Source organism: Halococcus thailandensis JCM 13552 (genome assembly GCF_000336715.1).
Classification (GTDB): Archaea; Halobacteriota; Halobacteria; order Halobacteriales; family Halococcaceae; genus Halococcus; species Halococcus thailandensis.
On the sequence record NZ_AOMF01000134.1, the window covers coordinates 21,489 to 40,719 of the forward strand.

20 protein-coding genes are annotated in these 19,231 nt (G+C 65.4%); 12 read left to right on the forward strand and 8 right to left on the reverse strand.

Annotated features, from left to right (window positions below):
• Positions 1-41 precede the first annotated feature (41 nt).
• The 3 genes from C451_RS06055 to C451_RS06065 all read left to right on the forward strand — a co-directional run bounded on the left by C451_RS06055 (position 42) and on the right by C451_RS06065 (position 4,534).
• Entirely contained in the window at positions 42-1,229 is a 1,188-nt protein-coding gene (locus tag C451_RS06055) for a TAXI family TRAP transporter solute-binding subunit (protein ID WP_007738832.1), read from the forward strand.
• A 63-nt stretch (positions 1,230-1,292) separates the two neighbouring features.
• Entirely contained in the window at positions 1,293-1,799 is a 507-nt protein-coding gene (locus tag C451_RS06060; protein WP_007738833.1) for a DUF1850 domain-containing protein, read from the forward strand.
• Positions 1,796-4,534 carry a TRAP transporter permease gene (locus C451_RS06065; protein WP_007738835.1) on the forward strand — a complete coding sequence of 913 codons (2,739 nt, stop codon included), beginning with the start codon at positions 1,796-1,798 and terminating at the stop codon, positions 4,532-4,534. The genes C451_RS06060 and C451_RS06065 overlap by 4 nt, the downstream gene beginning before the upstream one ends.
• Here C451_RS06065 and C451_RS06070 read toward each other — a convergent pair.
• The gene (locus tag C451_RS06070; RefSeq protein ID WP_007738837.1) at positions 4,531-5,007 is read right to left on the reverse strand and encodes a hypothetical protein; all 477 of its coding nucleotides are present in this window, start codon (positions 5,005-5,007) and stop codon (positions 4,531-4,533) included. The two genes, C451_RS06065 and C451_RS06070, sit on opposite strands and share 4 nt — an antisense overlap.
• Before the next feature lie 263 nt (positions 5,008-5,270).
• On the opposite strand from C451_RS06070, the gene C451_RS06075 reads away from it, so the two are divergent.
• From C451_RS06075 to C451_RS06090, 4 genes are all read left to right on the forward strand, one after another.
• On the forward strand, positions 5,271-7,181 hold the full coding sequence (locus C451_RS06075; protein WP_007738840.1) for a beta-CASP ribonuclease aCPSF1: 1,911 nt from the start codon (positions 5,271-5,273) through the stop codon (positions 7,179-7,181).
• A 141-nt stretch (positions 7,182-7,322) separates the two neighbouring features.
• A complete protein-coding gene (locus C451_RS06080; RefSeq protein WP_049913011.1) occupies positions 7,323-7,607 on the forward strand; it encodes a hypothetical protein in 285 nt (94 codons plus the stop codon).
• Between the two features lie 176 nt (positions 7,608-7,783).
• Entirely contained in the window at positions 7,784-8,686 is a 903-nt protein-coding gene (locus C451_RS06085; protein ID WP_241431208.1) for a DMT family transporter, read from the forward strand.
• Between the two features lie 51 nt (positions 8,687-8,737).
• On the forward strand, positions 8,738-9,808 hold the full coding sequence (locus C451_RS06090; RefSeq protein ID WP_049913012.1) for a BMP family protein: 1,071 nt from the start codon (positions 8,738-8,740) through the stop codon (positions 9,806-9,808).
• A 44-nt stretch (positions 9,809-9,852) separates the two neighbouring features.
• On the opposite strand, the gene C451_RS06095 is transcribed toward C451_RS06090, so the two are convergent.
• Together C451_RS06095 and C451_RS06100 are read right to left on the reverse strand one after the other, a co-directional pair.
• Positions 9,853-10,656, reverse strand: coding sequence for an endonuclease III domain-containing protein (locus C451_RS06095; RefSeq protein ID WP_007738848.1), 804 nt, complete (start codon positions 10,654-10,656; stop codon positions 9,853-9,855).
• 30 nt (positions 10,657-10,686) lie between these two features.
• Complete coding sequence (locus tag C451_RS06100; RefSeq protein ID WP_007738854.1) at positions 10,687-11,100, reverse strand: DUF371 domain-containing protein; 414 nt, start codon at positions 11,098-11,100, stop codon at positions 10,687-10,689.
• Between the two features lie 93 nt (positions 11,101-11,193).
• Here C451_RS06100 and C451_RS06105 point away from each other — a divergent pair, with 93 nt between their 5' ends.
• The 3 genes from C451_RS06105 to sppA all read left to right on the forward strand — a co-directional run bounded on the left by C451_RS06105 (position 11,194) and on the right by sppA (position 14,934).
• Positions 11,194-12,852 (forward strand): glycosyl hydrolase 2 galactose-binding domain-containing protein, encoded by a 1,659-nt coding sequence (locus C451_RS06105; protein WP_007738855.1) that lies wholly within the window; start codon positions 11,194-11,196, stop codon positions 12,850-12,852.
• A 207-nt stretch (positions 12,853-13,059) separates the two neighbouring features.
• On the forward strand, positions 13,060-13,950 hold the full coding sequence (locus C451_RS06110; RefSeq protein WP_007738856.1) for a coiled-coil protein: 891 nt from the start codon (positions 13,060-13,062) through the stop codon (positions 13,948-13,950).
• Positions 13,951-14,025: 75 nt separating this feature from the next.
• Positions 14,026-14,934: a signal peptide peptidase SppA gene (sppA, locus tag C451_RS06115; RefSeq protein ID WP_007738857.1), complete on the forward strand. Its 909-nt coding sequence runs from the start codon at positions 14,026-14,028 to the stop codon at positions 14,932-14,934.
• A gap of 4 nt (positions 14,935-14,938) precedes the next feature.
• Here the strand turns inward: sppA and C451_RS24010 are convergent, their stop codons facing one another.
• The 4 genes from C451_RS24010 to C451_RS06125 form a co-directional block, all read right to left on the reverse strand.
• Positions 14,939-15,070, reverse strand: coding sequence for a hypothetical protein (locus tag C451_RS24010; RefSeq protein ID WP_275039322.1), 132 nt, complete (start codon positions 15,068-15,070; stop codon positions 14,939-14,941).
• The gene (locus tag C451_RS06120; RefSeq protein ID WP_007738858.1) at positions 15,067-16,293 is read right to left on the reverse strand and encodes an RNA-guided endonuclease InsQ/TnpB family protein; all 1,227 of its coding nucleotides are present in this window, start codon (positions 16,291-16,293) and stop codon (positions 15,067-15,069) included. Before C451_RS06120 ends, C451_RS24010 begins: the two co-directional genes overlap by 4 nt.
• Positions 16,294-16,296: 3 nt before the next feature.
• Positions 16,297-16,425, reverse strand: coding sequence for a hypothetical protein (locus C451_RS24015; protein ID WP_256686301.1), 129 nt, complete (start codon positions 16,423-16,425; stop codon positions 16,297-16,299).
• Between the two features lie 107 nt (positions 16,426-16,532).
• Positions 16,533-16,775, reverse strand: a complete 243-nt coding sequence (locus C451_RS06125; RefSeq protein WP_004053777.1) for a nucleoside deaminase — start codon at positions 16,773-16,775, stop codon at positions 16,533-16,535.
• Positions 16,776-16,862: 87 nt separating this feature from the next.
• On the opposite strand from C451_RS06125, the gene C451_RS06130 reads away from it, so the two are divergent.
• Positions 16,863-18,005, forward strand: a complete 1,143-nt coding sequence (locus C451_RS06130) for a DUF373 family protein (RefSeq protein ID WP_007738861.1) — start codon at positions 16,863-16,865, stop codon at positions 18,003-18,005.
• Here C451_RS06130 and C451_RS06135 read toward each other — a convergent pair.
• On the reverse strand, positions 18,002-18,667 hold the full coding sequence (locus tag C451_RS06135; protein WP_007738863.1) for a type I 3-dehydroquinate dehydratase: 666 nt from the start codon (positions 18,665-18,667) through the stop codon (positions 18,002-18,004). The genes C451_RS06130 and C451_RS06135 overlap by 4 nt on opposite strands.
• A gap of 235 nt (positions 18,668-18,902) precedes the next feature.
• Here C451_RS06135 and C451_RS06140 point away from each other — a divergent pair, with 235 nt between their 5' ends.
• Complete coding sequence (locus tag C451_RS06140) at positions 18,903-19,196, forward strand: DUF5789 family protein (protein WP_007738865.1); 294 nt, start codon at positions 18,903-18,905, stop codon at positions 19,194-19,196.
• The last annotated feature ends 35 nt before the right edge of the window (positions 19,197-19,231 follow it).

Consider the following 19,231-nt stretch of genomic DNA (forward strand, 5'->3'; position numbering starts at 1 on the left):
TCTCCGGTAGATTAATGCCGGCGGAGCCGACTCGATAGTGCATGGCAAAAAATGACTCTAGTGGGAATCTGAAGGGAGACACGAGGGGCACCTCCCGACGGACGTTCCTGCGAACGGCCGGCGCGCTCGGCGTCGTCGGCGCGACCGGTCTCGCGGGCTGTTCCGGTGGCGGCGGTGACAACGGCTCCGGCGGCAACGGGACGAGCGGCGGGAGCGGTGGTGGCAACGGTTCCGGCGGGAACGGCTCCGGCGGTGGGGGCGGCTCCAACAACCTCGTCTGGGACGCCGGCGGCACCGGCGGGACCTACTACCCGCTCTCGAACGAGATCAAACAGATCGTCCAGTCGAACACCGACTACAGCCTGCAGGTGCGTTCGACGGGCGCCTCCGTCGAGAACGTCGGCAGCCTCGCCGACGGATCGGCCGACTTCGCGCTGATCCAGAACGACATCGCCTCGTTCGCGAAAAACGGTACGGGTATCGACGCCTTTCAGGACAACGCGATCAAGAACCTGCGTGGCGTCGCCACGCTCTACCCCGAGACGATCACCGTCGTCACGCCCGGCAGCAGCGACGTCGAGAAGATCGCCGACCTGAGCGGCAAGACGATCAACACCGGCGATCTCGGCAGCGGGACGCAGGTCGACGCGAAGACGATCCTCGAAGCTGTGGGTGTCTCCGACTACACCGAGCAGAACACCGACTTCTCGCAGGCCGCCGAGCAGATCCAGAACGGTGATATCGACGCCTCGTTCGTCGTCGGCGGCTGGCCTGTCGGCGCGATCTCGGAGCTCGCCGAGACGAGTTCGATCGGCATCGTCGCCATCGACGGCGACGAGCGCAAGCAGGTCAAACAGGCTGCGGACTTCTTCGCCAACGACGAGATCCCGGGCGGCACCTACCAGGGTGTCAGCGACGCCAAACCCACCGTCGCCGTTCAGGCGATGATCGCCACGACGACGCAGGTGCCCGAGGAGACGGTCCAGAACGTGACGACCGCGATCTTCGACAACGTCTCCGATCTCACGATCAAGACGGACTCCATCAGCGTCGACTCCGCCCAGGACGGGATGTCGATCGATCTCCACCCCGGCGCGGCGGCGTACTTCGATTCGGCAGGCGGTGGCTCCGGCAACGCGAGCGGTGGGACGACGATGGATGGCGGTACCGACGCCGGGATGGAAACCGAGGCCGGCACCGCGATGGGCAACGACACCACCTCGTCCTAACGCGGTGGCCGACCACGCGTTTCGAACCGTCCGTCGAACACCGACGACCGAACAGCATCACCGATGACCGACCGACAGCGACGGACCGTTCGTCTGTTACTCGTGGTAGTAGCCATCGGGCTGGCGGTCACCGCCGTCGCCGCGGCGACGCCGGCCGGCCGTACGCTCGTTGTCGAGGACGCGGACAGCGGCGAGCAGCTACTCACAACCCCCGTTTCGGACGGCACGCCGGTCGTCCTCAGCTACACCCACAGCGTCGAGAAGACGCCCGTCCACGACATCTACGTCGTTCGGAACGACTCGCTCGTGATGACGGGCATGGAGTTCCAGTCCTATGGCTGGGGGTTACCGGCGCGCGCGAACGTCACCCGCGAGAACGGTTCGTTCACTTTCGATCCGCAGGGACGCTACGAGGAACTGTACGTGAAGCCGGGCCGGACCGCCGGCCATCGGCTTCGGGTGGGAAACACCAGCTATGATCTCGTTGCACGGTCGGACGCCGAGGGCGTCCGCCTCCACCTCACCGAACGATCGGTCCTGCAGAACACACTCGATACTCTTGATTCATGAGCACTGATACAGCAACCGACGATACAGGCGTTACAGGTGACGCTGCCGAAGACGCCGACGAACTGATCGACGAACTCGAACGCCGGCGTTCGCTGCGCGGGCTAGCGGGGATAGCTGTCATCGTCGTCGCCGTCGCGTTCTCGGCGTACCAGCTCTGGCTCGCCGCCCGCGGGTTCACGTTCTCGTTCTCGCTCCCGCTGTATGGCGAGGTCACGCTCGGCTCGCTGCAGTCGCTGCAGGTCAACAGCATCCACGTCACGTTCGGCCTGTTGCTCACCTTCCTGCTCTTTCCGGCGACGCAGGGCGATGGCTTTCTCTCGCGGCGGCTGGCACGGCTCGTCCCGATACTCGAAACGCGGCTGGGCGAGACGAACCCGGTTACTCGTGGTGCGCGCGGCGTTCGCGGCGTGATCCGCTGGCTCCTGCTCGATCCCGAACGCGAACGCGTCACGCCCGTCGATATTCTCCTGATGCTCGGCTCGATTCTCAGCACGCTCTACATCCTGCTCGATTTCGACGAGGTCCAGATGCTCCGCTCGCTCGGGCTCGATTCCGGGCGAACGATCCCCGAGATACTGCCGGTACTGTCGGCCCCGATCGATGCGCTCGCCGCGATCGGGATCCCGCTCGACGAGAGCTCGGCCGCGTTCGTCCTCGGGGTGCTCGGCGTGTTGCTCGTGCTCGAAGCGACCCGGCGGACGCTCGGGTTCTATCTCATGTCGATCGTCGGCCTGTTCATCGTCTACGCGCGCTTTGGCTACCTGATCCCGGGCGACGCACCGATCGTCGGCGTGCTCGGACAGATCCCACAGAGTCCGTGGACGACCGTCATCCAGAACCTCTGGTACAACACCGCCAACGGCGTCTTCGGCGTGCCGGTTCGGGTGAGCGTCCAGTTCATCTTCATCTTCATCCTCTTCGGGGCCTTTCTGGAGATGAGCGGTGCGGGCAAGTGGTTCATCGATCTGGCCTACTCGGCCACGGGGCGACGCAAGGGTGGGCCGGCGAAGGCGTCGATCCTCGCCTCGGGGTTCATGGGGATGATCTCGGGCTCGTCGATCGCGAACACCGTCACCACCGGTGCGTTCACGATCCCACTGATGAAGAAGACGGGCTATCGGGCCGAGTTCTCCGGTGCGGTCGAAGCCTCGGCCTCGTCGGGCGGACAGATCCTCCCGCCCGTGATGGGTGCGGCGGCGTTCCTCATCGTCGAGTACACCCAGACACCGTTCGCGAACGTCATCGTCGCGGCGGCGATCCCCGCGATCGTCTTCTTCTTCGGCGTCTGGGTGATGGTCCATCTCGAAGCCTCGCGGGCGGGGATCGGCGGCGTCGATGCGTCCGATCTCGTCGGGCTTCGCTCGCATCTGCGACAGGGCTGGTTCTATCTCGTGCCGCTCGTGCTCCTGCTGTACTATCTCCTCGTCGCACGGCTGACGGTCGCGCGCTCGGCGTGGTATACGATCCTGGCGATCACCGCGCTCATCGCGTTCGTCGCAGCCTACAACAAGCGTACGCGCTGGCCGCTGGTCGGCGTCATCGGCGGGCTCGCGATCGCGGAGTTCCTCGCCCATCTCGTTGCCGGCGTCGGCGTCATCGCCGCGCTCACCGGCGCGGGCGGTGCGGGGATGGCTCCCGGCGCGGCCGCGGCGGCCGTTGCGGGCAAGGTGGGGTGGCTCGTCATCGCCGTGAGCTTCCTCACGCTGCTTGCGCGCTCACACGGCGACGCGCCGCTGATCGACTACGACGACCAGGTCGACGACGCCATCGACACCGTGACGAGCGCGGTTGGTCGCCCACAGTTCGGATCCAACCGGGCGGTCGGATTTCTCACGTTCCTCGAAAAGGCGATGGAATCCGGTGCGCGCACCGCCACGCCCGTGGTGATCGCGGTCGCCGCCGCCGGTATCATCCCCGGCGTCATCAGTACCACGGGGCTGGGACCGAACCTGACGACGCTGATTCTCAGCGTCGCGGGCGATTCGCTCGTCCTCCTGCTGGTGATCACCGCGATCTCCTCGATCATCCTCGGGATGGGGATGCCGACGACCGTCACCTACATCATCCTCGTCTCGCTGCTCGGGCCGGCCATCTCCAACTTCGAGGTGCCGCTGCTGGCCGCCCACCTGTTCATCCTCTATTTCGGCGTAATCGCCGACATCACGCCACCGGTGGCGGTCGCGGCGTATGCGGCCTCCGGCGTGGCGAAGTCCGACCCGTTCCAGACGGGTATCGAGGCGTTCTCGCTGTCGCTCAACAAGGCGATCGTGCCGTTCGCGTTCGTGCTGGTGCCGGGCGTCGTGTTGCTGCGGCGGATCCCGGGCGTGCCGGCCGACGCCGATCAGGTCTACCGCGTCATCGGGGTCAGTGACGTGCTCGACGTCGGCTACTTCGTTCCTGAAGTACTGATCCCGATCGTGGGCGTGTTCCTCGGCGTGGTCGCGCTCGGGGCGACGGTCATCGGCTTCCTCTACAGCGAGGTGTCGTGGGCCGAGCGGGCCGCGTTCGCGCTCACGGCACTCCTGTTGATGGCCCCCGGACTGCTGTTCAACAGCGCCGAGAGCATCCTCGCGGCGCTCGGCATGGCCGTCTCGTTCGACGCGCTCACCTTCGATCTCGCGTTGCGCGCCATCGGCGGCGTGCTGTTCGCCGCGCTCGCGCTCACCAACCGCCGGCAGATGAAGCCAGAGGCCGAGCGTGCGGAGCAAGGCGACGACACGGCGGCAGAAGCCTAATCGACCGCGAACGGGCTTTCGCTCTGTTTCCACTCCCAGCCGGGGAGTCGCGTCTGAAACCCCGCCGCAAGCGCCGCGAGCGCGTCGTCGGCACCTGCCGGCCCCTCGATGTGGGTGTGGATGTCCGCGTAGTGGAAGGTCGCCTCGCCGAGCAGTCTGAGCGGCTGCTGACCGGCGATCGTGCCGGCGAGTTCGCGGCCGAGCAGTTCGTCGACGACGAACCCCGGGTAGTCGCCCTCGACGTCGAGCTCTTCGAGCAGCGCGAGCAGCGCGGCGACGTTGACCGCGCGATCGCCGTCAGCGAAGACGACGTCGACCTCGTCGCGGTAGGCCTCGACGGTGACGCTCGCGACGTCGGTGTCGAAGGCGTCGCCGAGATCGGCGCGGACGTCGTTGATGAGCGTAACGACGGTCGGCGCACGGTCGAAGGTACGGTCGTGGGCGGCGGCTACGGTGTCGGCGGTGACTTGCATGTTCGGGTGAACGAGCCGAGGGGATTACGGTTTTGCGAAAGGTTTTATAATCGTCGTCCTATACCTCCGAATACACGCGGGTTTTCCGGACTCTCAGTATCGGACGCGGGGTCCGAACCCGAACCCGCCCGCTGGGTCGAAGACCTCCAGAGCGTACCGCATAGGCTACGCGTCGTGTTCGCGACGGCGAGCGACGAGATCCGATCGCCGGTGGCGATCGGAGGTGACCTGGACGGGTGAAATCTCATGGACTGAGTTCCAGTATGAGCACGGTAGACAAGCAACTCGACGAGATAACGTCGACGATAACGGACGAACTGCCAAACGACATCTCGGTTTCGGACGTCACCTACGAAGGACCGGAGCTGGTCATCTACACGCGTGACCCGAAGAAGTTCGCGCGCAACGGCGATCTGATCCGGACCCTCGCGGGCAAGCTCAGAAAGCGCATCACGGTGCGCCCCGAGCCCGACGCGCTCACGCCGCCCGAAAGCGCCCGCGAGACGGTGCGCTCGGTGATCCCCGACGACGCCGACGTCTCGAACGTCGACTTCCACGAGGACACCGGTGAAGTCGTCATTGAGGCCGCGAAACCGGGGATGGTGATCGGCCGCCACGGCTCCACCCTCCGGGAGATCACCCAGGAAGTCGGCTGGACGCCCGAGGTCGTCAGAACGCCGCCGATCGAATCCTCGACGGTTTCGAACGTCAGGAACTTTCTCAAACAGGAACGCGAGGAGCGCCGCGACATCCTCGAACGGGTCGGCCGACAGATCCACCGCGAGGAGATGTCCGACGACCAGTGGGTGCGCATCACGACGCTCGGCTGCTGTCGCGAGGTGGGGCGAGCGAGCTTCATTCTCTCGACGCCGGAAACGCGCATTCTCATCGACTGTGGCGACAAACCCGGCTCCGACGACGCGCCCTACCTCCAGGTGCCGGAGGCGAACCCGCTCAACTCGATCGACGCCGTCGTCCTGACACACGCCCACCTCGATCACTCGGCGTTGATCCCACTGCTGTTCAAATACGGCTATGACGGCCCGATCTACACGACCGAGCCGACGCGCGATCTGATGGGACTGCTCCAGCTGGACTATCTCGATGTCGCGGCCAAGGAGGGCCGGAGCCCACCCTACGACAGCGCGATGGTGCGCGAGGCGGTCAAACACACGATCCCCATCGAGTACGGCGACGTGACCGACATCGCGCCCGACGTCAAGCTGACGATGCACAACGCAGGCCACATCCTCGGCAGCGCGGTCTCACATTTCCACATCGGCGAGGGCCACTACAACGTCGCCTTCTCCGGCGACATCCACTACGACGACACCCGGCTGTTCAACGGCGCGGTCAACGACTTCCCGCGCGTCGAGACGCTCGTGATGGAGTCGACCTACGGCGGCCGCAACGACTACAAGACCGATCAGGAAGACTCCGAGGAGCGTCTCGTCGAGATCATCAACGAGACCGCCGACCGCGGCGGCAAGGTCCTGGTTCCCTCCTTCGCGGTCGGGCGTTCACAGGAGATCATGCTCGTCCTCGAGGAGGCGATGCGCAACGGGAAGATCCCGGAGATGCCCGTCCACCTCGACGGGATGATCTGGGAGGCGACGGCGATCCACTCGACCTACCCCGAATATCTCCGCGACGACCTCCGGGATCGCATCTTCCACGACGACGAGAACCCCTTCCTCGCGCCGCAGTTCAACCACATCGACGAGGGCGAGGACGAACGCGAGGAGGTCGCCGCCGGCGATCCCGCGATCGTCCTCTCGACGTCGGGGATGGTCACCGGTGGCCCGATCATGTCCTGGCTCGAACATCTGGGAACCGATCCCGACAGCACGATGACCTTCGTCGGCTATCAGGCACAGGGCACGCTCGGCCGCCGCATTCAGAACGGGTGGGACGAGATCCCGATGAACGGCGGGCGCGGGCGCTCGGGCACGCTCAATCTCGAACTCGAAGTCGAAACCGTCGACGGGTTCTCGGGCCACGCCGACCGGCAGGGGCTCGAAAACTTCGTGAAGACGATGAACCCGCGCCCGGAGAAGGTGCTCTGCGTCCACGGCGACGAACAGAGCGTCCAGGACTTCTCCTCGGCGCTCTATCACAACTACAACATGCGGACGTTCGCACCGAAGAACCTCGAAACGTTCCGGTTCAAGTAATCAGTAGCGCGGTCCCCGCACGAGACGGTGTGCTGACTGTTCTGACTGCTGTTCGGCGTGACACAGCATCCTTCCAGCATCGATCCTGTCGGCGAAACGACTAACACGGAGCAGCCGCGTATCTCTACGTGGGTGTCGAGCGTGTACACACCACATGGATCGACTGGCAATGGTCGGCCGACGGTCTCCGAGAGTGACGGGACGAAACGCATCGGATCGCTCGAACATCATCTCTGTGGTGCTGGCGGCTTGCTGGTGGCCATCGTACTCACGGTCCTGTTCTACCCGGTTCTCGTCTCGCTCGCACTCGGACTCGAGATGCTTGCCACGACGGCGCTCGTTTCGGCGGTCGTTCTCGTCTGGTGTCTTGCGTGGATCGGTCTCGAACTGCTCTGGGAGTGGCAGGCGGAGCGCGATTCCACATAACTACTGCTCGATTCTGTTGGCCCAGCGTGCCACGAACGGAGAAGCGAATCGCCTTGCGCACGGGTGGACGTGTTCCGGTGGAATGCGCCGCTCGCTGCGTCACGACCGCTATTTGACATCGTTGTTGATCGTAAATCGATCACAACAGCTATCCAGGGACCGATACAGTCTCTGCCATGGATACTGTTGTTGTGGGGCTTGCTCTTCTGACTGCAATGAGTTGGGGCATCTCGGATCCACTCTCGAAAGCAGGCATGGAGCGGGGCGGAACGCCGCTGTTGGCCTCGATCGTCGTCGTCTCGGTGAGTGTGATCGGCTACTGGCTCTCGCTCGTCATCAGAGGGTTCGATCTCTTCGCGCTCCCGCTCTGGGTAGTAGGTGCGTTTTTCGGGATCGGACTCGTCTCGACCGGACTCGCTCGCCTGCTGAACTACGTCGGCGTCGAGCGCGCCGGGGCCAGCGTCAACAGCGCGACGGTCAACACGCGTCCGTTGTGGGCGACGATCCTCGCGATCGTCTTTCTCGGCGAATCGATCACGGCCCAGGGAGTAGTGGGCATTCTCTGTGTCGTGAGCGGGCTGGGACTCGTCGCGTTCTCGGGTGGCGGCGACATCACCGGCTGGAACAAACGTGATCTGCTCTTCCCGCTCGGGGCAGCACTCACGTTCGCGTTCGGGAACGTCGCCCGCCGCTATCTGTTCACCAACACGGGCGCGACACCGCTGGATGCGGTCGCGCTCAACGAACTCGCTGGGCTCGTCGGACTACTATCCTTCATCCTCTACTCGCAACGCGGGCAGTTGCGCTCGTTTTTCCGGATTCCGCGGGAGGCGTACGCGTATTTCGTCGGCTGTGGGATCTTCAGCGCGCTCGCGCTGTTCGGGCTGTTCGCCGCCCTGGAACGGGGCCAGGTGACCGTCGTCGACCCGCTTTCGAGTCCGACCTCCCTGTTCGCGATCCTCGTGACGGTCCTGTTCTTCCGCCAGGTCGAATCGATCACGCGACGGCTGCTCGTCGGTGCCGTTCTGGTGATCTCCGGTGTCGTACTCATCACCGGACCACAGTTCCTGACGCTGTGATCCGAGCGAATACACGGCATAGCGATCGAGGTGCCGACGAACGATAGCTTCATGCAACGCGGTCGTGAGTCCTCCGACGATGGCCCACAGCAGATCACGCGCGGGGCGATGCCCGGTGCAGGCTGCCGACTCACGGTCGCGATGGCTCACCGACTTCGATGTCGGAGCAGCGAGACGATGACCACCACCTCGACACAACTGACGGTCGCGATGGTCCTCCCGGGCGACGTGGACGACGACGGATTCGTTCAGGCGGGCGACGAGGCACTCTCCACCATCGAGCACGAACTCGGTGCCGCAACCCGATCGATCGAGGGCGTGGCGTCGGAGACGGAATCGCTGGCGACAGCCATCAGGGATCTCGCAACCGAGCGTCCCGACCTGCTCATCGTCCACGGCGGGCAGGGCTCTGCGGCCGCGGCCGATGTGGCCCCGGATCATCCGGACATTGCGTTCGTGGTGACACAGGGATCGGTCACCGGCCCGAATCTCGCGAGTTACGTGGTTCTGCAGGAGCAGTCGGCCTTTCTCGCCGGAGCCGCTGCCGGTCTCCTCACCGAGAGCGACGTCGTGGGACATATCTCCGGGATTCGCGTCCCACCCGGCCTCAAGGGACGGGCCGCCTACGCCGCCGGCGTCGCACACACCAACCCGGACGCGACGCTACTCACCACCTTCGCCGGCGATCAGGACGACGCGGATCTCGCCCGCCGCGTCGCCGAAGCTCAGATCGAACGGAGTGCGGACACGATCTTCACCATGCTCAACACGGGCCGTTCGGGCGCGATCACGGCCGCCGACGAGCACGGCATCGATCTGTTCGGCAACGTCGGCACCTGGTATCCGGATCACCCCGAGACCTTCGTCGGATCGGCGGTCGCGGACGTCGGTGCCGATGCGATCGCGGCCGCCAGGGATTTCGAAAACGGCGACTGGCAGGCCGACCGGATCGTCGAGATCGGGCTGGAGGAGCCGGAGGCCGTCCGGCTGTCGCTCGCGCCGGACGTGCCGGACGACGTTCGCGAGCGCGTCGATGCACTGGCCGAGCGCATCGTCGCGGGTAAGCTCGCAGTCGAGACCGACTACGATGGTCCGGAGTTCGCTCCGTTCGACGCGGAGTGATCGAACAGGACAAAAGTCAATGAGTGCGGTCGGTACCGTCGATATCAGTCCGCCTCGGACGGGTCGACGACCTCGTCGGTTGCGGGATAGACGCCCACCTGCTCGCAGCGATCGCCCATCGGGCAGGCGTCGGGATCGTCGAGACAGGCAGGGCTGCGTGCGGTGCAGTATTCGCGACCGAACTGGATCGTCGCCGTGTGGCCGAACCCACATTTCTCGGCGGGCACCTGCGCTTCGAGCACTTCTCGGACGTCCTCGTGATCGGCGTCGGCCGGGGCGATCCCGAGTCGTCGATAGATCCGGTGAACGTGCGTATCGACCGGGAAGACACCCGCGCGTCCGCCCGAAAACAGGAGTACACAGTCGGCGGTTTTCGGTCCGACACCCGAGAAGTCGAGCAGCGTCTCACGCACCGTCGCGGGCTCCTCCTCGGTGACGAACTCGTCGAACGCTGCGGCGCTGCCGTACTCGTCGACGACGCGCTCGGCGATGGCGATCATCGTCTCGGATTTCTGGTTGTAGAGGCCCGCCGACTCGATCGTCTCGGCGAGCGTCGACTGCTCGGCGTCGGCGAGTGCTTTCGCGAGATCGGCTCCCTCGCCGTAGCGAGCCATCAGTGCGTCGTGGGCGGGCTGGCTCGCCTTGTCGCTCGTGTTCTGACTCAAAATCGTGCGCACGAGACACTCGAAGGCATCCTGGCCGCCGTAGGTCTTCTGCCAGTAGAGCTCGCCGAGCCGATCGACGACCGCCTCGGCACGCGTTTCGGCGTCGCGCTCGTCGAATTCCGCGGCGAGACCGCCACCGTCGTACCCACCGCTGATGTTCTCCGTCGGTTCGTCCTCGCTCATGTCTTCCCCTCGTGGGCCGGCCACAAAACGCTATTCGACGCGGAACACAGCCGTGATCTCGACCCCATCGGCGAGCGCGTCGGCGAAGGTTCGATCGAGATCGGTGGCCGCTTTATCGGCTCCGACCATCACGGTGCGATCGTCGACGTAGTCGCTCGTCCGGCAGACGAGGCTTCGATCGTTCGTGCATTCGAGCTCCGGATGGCCGCGACCGGTGACGGTCTCGGTGTGATCGCCGGCGTCGAGCGTCAGCGTGATCGTCGCCTCGCTGTCGCGGCAGGCCTCGACGAACGCGGGGTCGAAGTCGGCGGGTGCGCGGTCGGCCTCGATGCCGAGAATGCAGTCGCCCGCCGGCGTCAGATAGTCGTCTCGGGTCAGTTCGAGCGTGCTCGCGTGGCGCGCGGTGACGTTCTCGTGGCCGCGCGCACGGACGCGTTCGTCCATACCAGCCATCGCCGGAATCGACGGTTATAGCTTCGCGTTTCGAGCGCTGACCCACGACACAAGGGCTATGGCTGCGGCGAACCCTCAACTGCTATGAAACTGCACGAGTGGACGGCTGCGGCGGTCGAGCCCGGCGACGGCCCACCTGAAGCCGACGACTGGCATGCCGTCGATCCGGCGGCTCCCGACGAGTTCGTCGGCGAGCACGCCGTCGCCTACCGAACGGAGTTCGCCGATCCGCGCGAGGGTGACGAACGGGCGCTGCTCACCCTTCGCGGACTTTACGCCCACGCTCGCGTCTGGCTGAACGGCGCGTTCGTCGGCCGCCACGACACCTACTTCACGCCGTTCCGAACGGTGGTTGATCCCGACACGGAAAACGAACTGCTCGTCGAGTGTCGCGCGCCTGAGGACCGTTTCGGCGGCGTCTTCGAGACAGGACTGGTTTCCGAACGCAAACGCGTGCCCGGCATACGCCGGGGTGCCAGCGTCGAGAGCGTACCGGAGGCCGTCATCACCGATCTCACGGTTCGCACCGCCGAAACGGACGAGGAAGTGGGCGTCAACGCCATCGTCACGATCGATGCGGGCAGCGATCTCGACGGTCGCGTGCGACTCTCGCTGCAGCCCGAGGGGGCGGACGGCGCGAGCGCACTGACGCAGGTCGGCGTCCAGGCGAGTGCGGGCGAGCGCGTCGTCGTCCAGGGACAGCTGTCGGTGCGCGATCCCGACCGGTGGTGGCCTCGCGGCACCGGTCCACAGAACCGTTACACCGTCCGTGCACGCCTCGGCGAGCACGAACGCACGGCAACGACCGGCTTTCGAACCGTCGACTACGGCCCGGACGGCCTGTCGGTCAACGGGACGCACGTGCCGGTGCGCGGGCTCGTCTCGCTGCCCGACGAGAGTGCGACCGACGTCATCGACCGCGCGATCGCGGCGAACGCGACGCTCGTCCGCCCGTACGGCCACGTGCCGCCCGAATCGTTCTACGAAGCCGCCGACGCCGCCGGTATGCTCGTCTGTCAGGACGTGCCGATGAGTGCAGGTGCGCTCGACGTCGAGCGCGCGCGGCTTGTCGCACGCACGCTCGCCGGCGCAGTCGGTCATCGGCCGAGCCTCGCCGCGTTCGCCGTTCGCGACGACGCCCACGGGTTCGATGTCACGACCGAGGAAGCGGACTGGCGCGTGCTCCGATCGACGGGGAACGGTGACGGCGGCGCGGCGACGGCGACGGCGGCCAAAACGTCGCTGCCCGACGACGCGATCGTGCTCTCGATGCCGGGTCTCGATACCGGGGCCGATGCCGACGACGAGGCCGTGGAATCCTGGGTGCTCGATGGCCACGCGAGCGACGAGACCCGAACGCGCTACGTGGTGCCAGGAGCCGCCGAGGCGACGCAGGCACGACGGGCGATCGAGACGCTGCGGCTGTCGGCGAAACCGTTCGTGACGGTTTTCGATCCGTCGGAAGAGGGTATCGACACTGTCGAAGCCGCCTTCGAACCGGTCACGGTGGTACTCGACGACACGGCGGCGGAGCCACGGGCCGTCGTCGTCAACGACACGCCCGAAACGGTCACTGGCGAGGTCGACTGGCGGGCCGGCACCGAGAGCGGGAATCTGTCAGTCACCGTCGGTCCGTTCTCGCAGGCGGTGGCTGGCGAACTCGACGCGTCGACCGATCGCGAACGGATCGCGTTGACGCTCGTGACCGACGATCGGCAGGTGGAAAACGAGAACGAGCGGTGAACGGGTCGAGAGGGCGAGAGTGGGCCGAGAGAGAACGACCCACACGATCACAACGCTTAAACCGTTTCTGGCAGTATTGGTACATGCCAGAACGCTGCCGGCGTCACAGTGGTATCGCACAGAGAATGATACGGACCACTCCTCAGAGACGACGAGCGCCCGTGAGTGGCAACCGTACGCTGGCACGGCTGGGATAGCAACAGAACCATGGCAAGCACGATCGATCAATCCGAAAACGTCGAACTGACCGACGACGACCTCGAAAACGACTCGAAAGGACAGCTCATCAAACTCGCCGGCAAGCTCCGCGACCGGCGCAACGACCTGAACCAGGCGGCCTCCGAGCGCGCCGACAAGCGCGACGAGCTCAACGCGAAGACACGAGAGCAGGTCGACCTCGCACAGGAACACCGCGAGAAACGCGACGAGCTCAACGAGAAGGTACAGGAGCACAAGCAGAAGCGCAACGAGCTCAACGCCGAGGCCAACGAACTGTTCGACGAGGTCGACGAGATGAAAGGCGACCTCGAACTCGATGAGGGCAAGGATCTCGATGAGCTCGAAGACGAGATCGAGAAGCTCGAGTTCCGCCAGCAGACCGAGGTACTCTCGACGGAGGACGAGCGCGAACTCATCGAGAAAATCGAGAACAAACGCGAGCAGTATCGCGAGCGAAAGGAAGCGCTCGACGACACCGACGGGCTCGAAGAGGTCAAAGCCGAGGCCGAGGAGATCCGCGCCGAAGCCTCCAAACACCACGAGAAGGTGACGGAGCTCGCCGACGAGGCCCAGGAGCACCACAACCAGATGATCGAGGCCTACCGCGAGGCCGACGACGTCCGCGACGAGGCCGACGAGTGGCACGAGAAGTTCGTCGATGCCCAGGAAGCCGCCGACCGCCACCACGAGGACTTCGTCGAGGTGCAAAAGCGCCTGCGCGAGATGGACAAAGAGGAAGAAGAGGAGCGCAAATCCGAGCGCGACCAGCGTCGCGAGGAGGCCGAGGCCGAGGCCGAGGAGATCTACGAGCAGTTCAAGCAGGGCGAAACCCTCGACACCGAGGACCTGATGAAACTGCAGAAAGCAGGCAAGCTCTAAGTTCGCGTCCCGACTGCGACGCCCAGATCGTCGCCACGAGCGAAGATTCATCCGCCGCGCGCCCGACGAGCAGGTATGGCGACCGATTCACGAGCGACATTCATGAGAGCAGCCATCGGCGCGAGCGCGGGCGCTGGCATCTGGGGGACGGTCAAGCGGCTTCGTGCACAGGCGAAAAACGGCTACAACACCGTCGAAGTCGCCGTCGAGGGCCCCATCTCCCGAGAAGGAAGTCGTCTTCCGAGCAGCAGTCAGCGCTCGATCCCGGCAGACAAGATCGTCGAGCAGATCGAACGCGCCGACGAGGACCCGAACGTCGAGGCGCTGGTCGTCAAACTCAACACGCCCGGCGGCGAGGTGCTGCCGAGCGAGGACATCCGTCTGGCGGCCGAGCGCTTCGACGGCCCGACGATCGGCTACGCGACCGACACCTGTGCGAGCGGCGGTTACTGGATCGCTGCCGGCTGTGACGAGCTCTGGGCGCGCGAGGCGAGCGTCGTCGGGAGCATCGGCGTGCGCGGTTCGTCGGTCAACGCGAAGGGACTGGCCGACAAGCTCGGACTCGACTACCGCCCGAAGACCGCCGGCGAGTACAAGGACGCTGGCTACCCGCTCAAGGAGCCCGAAGAGCAGGACGACGAATATCTCCAGGGGCTCGTCGACGACTACTACGAGACGTTCGTCGAGCACGTCGCCGAGGGCCGCGGGCTCGACGAGGAGACGATCCGCGAGACCGAAGCTCGGGTCTATCTCGGAACCGACGCGATCGAGAACGGGCTCGTCGACGAACTCGGCACCCGCGAGGACGTCGAGGAACGCATCGAAGAGCGTCTCGGTCACGACGTCGAGATCGAGGAGTTCACGCCCGAGCAGAGCCTGATGGAGCGCATCAGGAGCCAGTCGCAGGGCGTCGCCTACGCGTTCGGTGCGGGCGTCGCCGACTCGATCGGTGTCGACGAGGAGTTCAGTCTGGAACTTCGATAGCGAGCTACGCGTTCAGTTCCTGCCAGCGCTCGTAGACCGAGAGAGCCTCGTCGTCGGCTTCGTCGGCGTGGATCAATGGAAGGTTCCGGTCCTCCCAATCTTTCTCGTACTCGTCGTGAACGGACCCTGCGGTCAAGCCGCGGGGCTTCCCGCTTCGACGACGCGCTTTGCATCCACTCGAACGCGAGTGAACGCAGGGAGCGCAGTCTGCACGGGCGTTGATTCGGAGCATCCCGCCCCTATCTGTTCGAGACCTCTGTCGAGAATATTCTTCGCCGCGTTCAGGCCACGGTCTTCCTCGTGGCCGCAGGCCGGACACGAGTGTTCGCGCACCCACAGCGGCTTGTCGGTCTTCACGCCGCATCGGTTGCACTCCTTCGTCGTATTCCGAGGATCGACCGACACGATGTGTGTTCCGTGCAGATCGGCCTTGTATTCAAGGAGCGAGAGGAACTGCGACCATGCCGCATCCTGTTTGTTCTTCGCCGACTGTGAAGTTTCGAGCATCGGCTTCACATCGAGGTCTTCCACGCACACCACCTCGTACTCGGTCACGAGCCACGAGCTCAGCTTGTGCTGAAAGTCGAGGACTTTCCGTTTGATGTGGCGTCTCGCCGTCGCCACCGCCCGCCGCTGTTTCTCCCAGTTGGCCGACCCGTGTTCCTTTCGGTCGAGCGACCGCTGTTCGCGCGCATAGCGATCGTATTCGTCGGAGAGGGCGAGCGGTTCGACCGAGCAGTCATCGGACGTATGGATGTACGAGAGGATGCCGAGATCCACGCCCACGCAGTCGCTACGGTCGATCTCCTTCGGGTCGGGCTTCTCGGGTTCGTCGGCCTCGATGACGAACGTGGCGAACCACTCGCCGGTGGTCTCCTTCTTGAGAGCGACCCGTTTAATCGCATCCGTTTCCGGCAGGTTCCGGTGGGTGCGAATGGGAATATCGCCGATCTTCGAGAGGTGAAGGGTTGCATATCTGTCCCGGCCCGTGTTGTGATCCACGTCGTAGCCCTCGGACTGATACGCAACCGAACGAAAGTCACCCGCACCCTGCCATTTGAGCCGTCCGACCTTCCGCCCGTTCTGCCGATGTTCCTTGAGGACGGTCAGGTTGCGGTGGATCTGTGAAACGGTCTGTTGGGCGGCGTGCGCCGAAACTTCCGCGAAGGTCGGCCACTCGCGCTTCCAATCGGTGAGTTTCGAGTGCTGGTCGTAGGCACTCGGTCGGTCGTTCCACTCGGCGTGATAGTAGTCACGCACCGCATGATTCCGTATCTGGCGGTGGATGTCGATGTGCCGCCACGCCTCGCTCGCCGTGGGATCGTCGGGATACGCACGGAAACGAAGCGTGAGGTCCATCGACTAGTCCAAGCCTTCGCGGATGAGGTCGCCGTAGGCACGTGGCATCCGAAGCCCGTGTTCCTCGGCGTACTCGGTCGCTCGCTCGATGTCTTCGTCGGTGAGGTCGACGCGAAGGTGTCGCTGTTCCATATCTGTTACAGATTCTGTTAGCAATTTCGCACACATAAATGCGTCGGACATCCGTTGAGCTTACGCGATTCACCCGCGGGGTCAAGCCCCGCGGCACTCTCGCTGCACTACCTGTAGGCGTCACAGCCCGAGAGGTCCTCGCTGCCGACGCGTTTGCAGGCCTGTTCGATGGCCACGGTTTCGGCGTGGGCGACGGGGTTGTTGGTCTGAGCGACGAGATTCGGACTTTCGGCGAGGATCTCGCCATCGCGGACGATGAGACAGGAGAAGGGTCGGCCGCCGTCCTCGACGTTCTCGCGAGCGATCTCCAAGGTTCGATCGACGAATTCGGGATCTGCGGTGGTGGACACGGACGAACGAGGCTGGCCGGAGATATGGATGTTCGCAAACCGGCACTATCGCGGGTGTTTTCATGGCGTGGTCGTGAACAGTGAGCCGTGAGTACGCTCGTCGTCTGTATCGACCGCGGCGAGACCGTCGCCGACATCGCTGGTGAGCTGCCGGTGGTCGGCGAGCGGACGATCCGCTCGCTCGTCACCGACGTGGGGCTCGCCGACCCCGAGAGCAGCCGCGTGAACTGCCTGCTCGAAGGGCTCCGCCTCGCCGGCGAGCTTCGCGAGTCGGGCACGGATCCGGTGGTCGCGGTCGTTTCGGGCGCCGACGACTCGGTCGATGCCGACCGCGATCTCGCCCGGCAGATCGAGCACCTGCTCGCCGATCGGTCGATCGAGTCGGCGGTCGTCGTCACCGACAGCACGGCCGAAGAGCGCGTCGTCCACGTCGTCGAGAGCCGGGTGCGCGTCGATGCCGTCTCGCGGGTCGTCGTTCGGCAGGCCCGCGATCTCGAATCGGCCTACTATCTCCTGAAGCAGTTCCTCGCCAACGAGGAGCTCCGACAAACGGTGTTGGTACCGATCGGCGTCGCGCTGCTTGCGGTGCCCGTACTGGTGGTGTTCGCACAGAGCCTGCGGGCCGCTATCGCCGCCGTCGCCGCCCTTACCGGTTTGTTCGTGCTCTACAAGGGGTTGGGTGTCGACGACGCGCTCGCGGCGCTCACCGGCGGGGTGCGCGATGGGCTCTATACCGGCCGGCTCTCGGTCGTCACGGGGGTGATCGCCGGCGGGTTCGCACTCGTGGGCCTGGTCGTCGGAGTGATCAGCGCCTCGCCGCTCGCGGGCGCGGCGAGCGCGCTCGTGACGGTGATGGCGTTCCTGTTCGACAGCGTGCCGTGGCTGACGACGGCGGGACTGACCGCGAGCACCGGTCGGGCGGTCGACGAGTGGCTGCACAGCAGTCGCGTCGGCAACGCCACGTTCAACCTCCCGTTCGTGCTGGCGGCGATCGGACTCGTCGTTCGGGGGTTCGGAGCTTATTTCCTTGAACGCGCCGGCGTCATCGACCCGTTGCGGATGCCGGCGACGAGTCTCGGCGTCGTTTCGATCCGCGGGTTCACGATCGGTGGCGATGCCCGGCTCGTGGCGTTCGTCGTCGCCGGGGTGTTCGTGAGTCTGCTCGGCGTCGTCGTTGCGATGCGGATGGGTGAGAGCAGCGTCGACGACCGCTCCGAAGAAATCGACTAATCGAGGGTATCGAGCAGTCCGGCGAGCGTCGCGAGATCGTACTGGCCGGGTGCGGTCGCCCGTTCTGGATCGACCGGTGCGTAGGCGATCCGCGAGCCGTAGAGGGGGGCGATGGCTCGCGAGTGGCCGCCGACAGCGCCCATCGCCATCGTCGCCACGCGGTCGCCGCGCTCCGTGCAGGCGTGTGTGGCCGCAAGCAGATCGAGTACGTCGTCCGGGTCGGTGGCCGTGACGGCGAGTTTCGCGACCGTGCCGTACTCGCTCGCGCGTGCCAGCGTGTCCTCCATCGCCGAGCGCGAGGGCGTCGCGTCGAAGTCGTGTGTCGAGACGATACAGTCCGCGTCGTGACCGCGGGCCTCGTCAGCAAGCCATTCCTCGTCCGTGATCGTCGCCAGTTCGATGTCGATCGCCGCGACGGTCAGAAACTCGGCAGCGCGCGCGAGCGCGTCGAGCCGGTCGGAGTCCGCGGGAGCCTCGCCCCCCTCCTCGACCGTTCGGTTGGTCGCGATCAGCGGGAGTTCCCCGTCGTAGGCCGCGAGTACGTCGAGCGGGTCGTCGGCGAGGTCCATGCGGAATTCGACGGCGTCGGCGTGGGCGCGGGCAGCAGGTTCGTCGCTCAGGTCGGCGGTGGCCGCCGCGAGCACGAGCGAGTCGAAGTTCATGCCTGCCCTCGGCCCGAGCGGGCGAAAACTCGTTCGGCTCGTGAAACCCGTGGTCGCGGTGCGGCCGCGACGCGGTCGCGGCGGTGGCGGTTACGGAGCAGTTGGGTGCGGTCTTGGTGGATGAAGGGCGAGCGGTCCTTTTTAGTCCAGGTTTTTGGTTGAGGCTTGAGCGCGCGACACCCCCGCCTAAAAAGTGGTTCGTAAAACACAAAGCGGGCCGTCACGCGGTGTTCGTATGGCCGATGACGAAGCCGACGAGGAAACAGAGGAACCAGTCGTCGAACTGGGCGAGGGGCCGTCCGTCGAGGGTGTGCCGCTGGCGCGCGTCACCTCACGGCTGACGTGGGGGATGGAGCATTCGACGGTCGAACAGCGCGTGGGCGATATCGAGATCCGGACGCCAGATGGGCCGACCAGCCTGAGTGCCGTGCTTGCGGAGGTCGACGAGCCGTACTTCGAGCGCCGGCAGGAGTTCGAGGAGAGCGTACGCGAGGTCGTCGGGGCGGGGCCCGTCCAGACCGAGGAGTAGGGTGGATCGCTCCTCGGGGCGGCGGTGGGTCGCGC

Coding starts and splice junctions, on each gene's coding strand:
- C451_RS06055 (WP_007738832.1), top strand. CDS start 42: ATGGCAAAAAATGACTCTAGTGGGAATCTGAAGGGAGACACGAGGGGC.
- C451_RS06060 (WP_007738833.1), top strand. CDS start 1,293: ATGACCGACCGACAGCGACGGACCGTTCGTCTGTTACTCGTGGTAGTA.
- C451_RS06065 (WP_007738835.1), top strand. CDS start 1,796: ATGAGCACTGATACAGCAACCGACGATACAGGCGTTACAGGTGACGCT.
- C451_RS06070 (WP_007738837.1), bottom strand. CDS start 5,007: ATGCAAGTCACCGCCGACACCGTAGCCGCCGCCCACGACCGTACCTTC.
- C451_RS06075 (WP_007738840.1), top strand. CDS start 5,271: ATGAGCACGGTAGACAAGCAACTCGACGAGATAACGTCGACGATAACG.
- C451_RS06085 (WP_241431208.1), top strand. CDS start 7,784: ATGGATACTGTTGTTGTGGGGCTTGCTCTTCTGACTGCAATGAGTTGG.
- C451_RS06090 (WP_049913012.1), top strand. CDS start 8,738: ATGCAACGCGGTCGTGAGTCCTCCGACGATGGCCCACAGCAGATCACG.
- C451_RS06095 (WP_007738848.1), bottom strand. CDS start 10,656: ATGAGCGAGGACGAACCGACGGAGAACATCAGCGGTGGGTACGACGGT.
- C451_RS06100 (WP_007738854.1), bottom strand. CDS start 11,100: ATGGACGAACGCGTCCGTGCGCGCGGCCACGAGAACGTCACCGCGCGC.
- C451_RS06105 (WP_007738855.1), top strand. CDS start 11,194: ATGAAACTGCACGAGTGGACGGCTGCGGCGGTCGAGCCCGGCGACGGC.
- C451_RS06110 (WP_007738856.1), top strand. CDS start 13,060: ATGGCAAGCACGATCGATCAATCCGAAAACGTCGAACTGACCGACGAC.
- sppA (WP_007738857.1), top strand. CDS start 14,026: ATGGCGACCGATTCACGAGCGACATTCATGAGAGCAGCCATCGGCGCG.
- C451_RS06120 (WP_007738858.1), bottom strand. CDS start 16,293: ATGGACCTCACGCTTCGTTTCCGTGCGTATCCCGACGATCCCACGGCG.
- C451_RS24015 (WP_256686301.1), bottom strand. CDS start 16,425: ATGGAACAGCGACACCTTCGCGTCGACCTCACCGACGAAGACATCGAG.
- C451_RS06135 (WP_007738863.1), bottom strand. CDS start 18,667: ATGAACTTCGACTCGCTCGTGCTCGCGGCGGCCACCGCCGACCTGAGC.
- C451_RS06140 (WP_007738865.1), top strand. CDS start 18,903: ATGGCCGATGACGAAGCCGACGAGGAAACAGAGGAACCAGTCGTCGAA.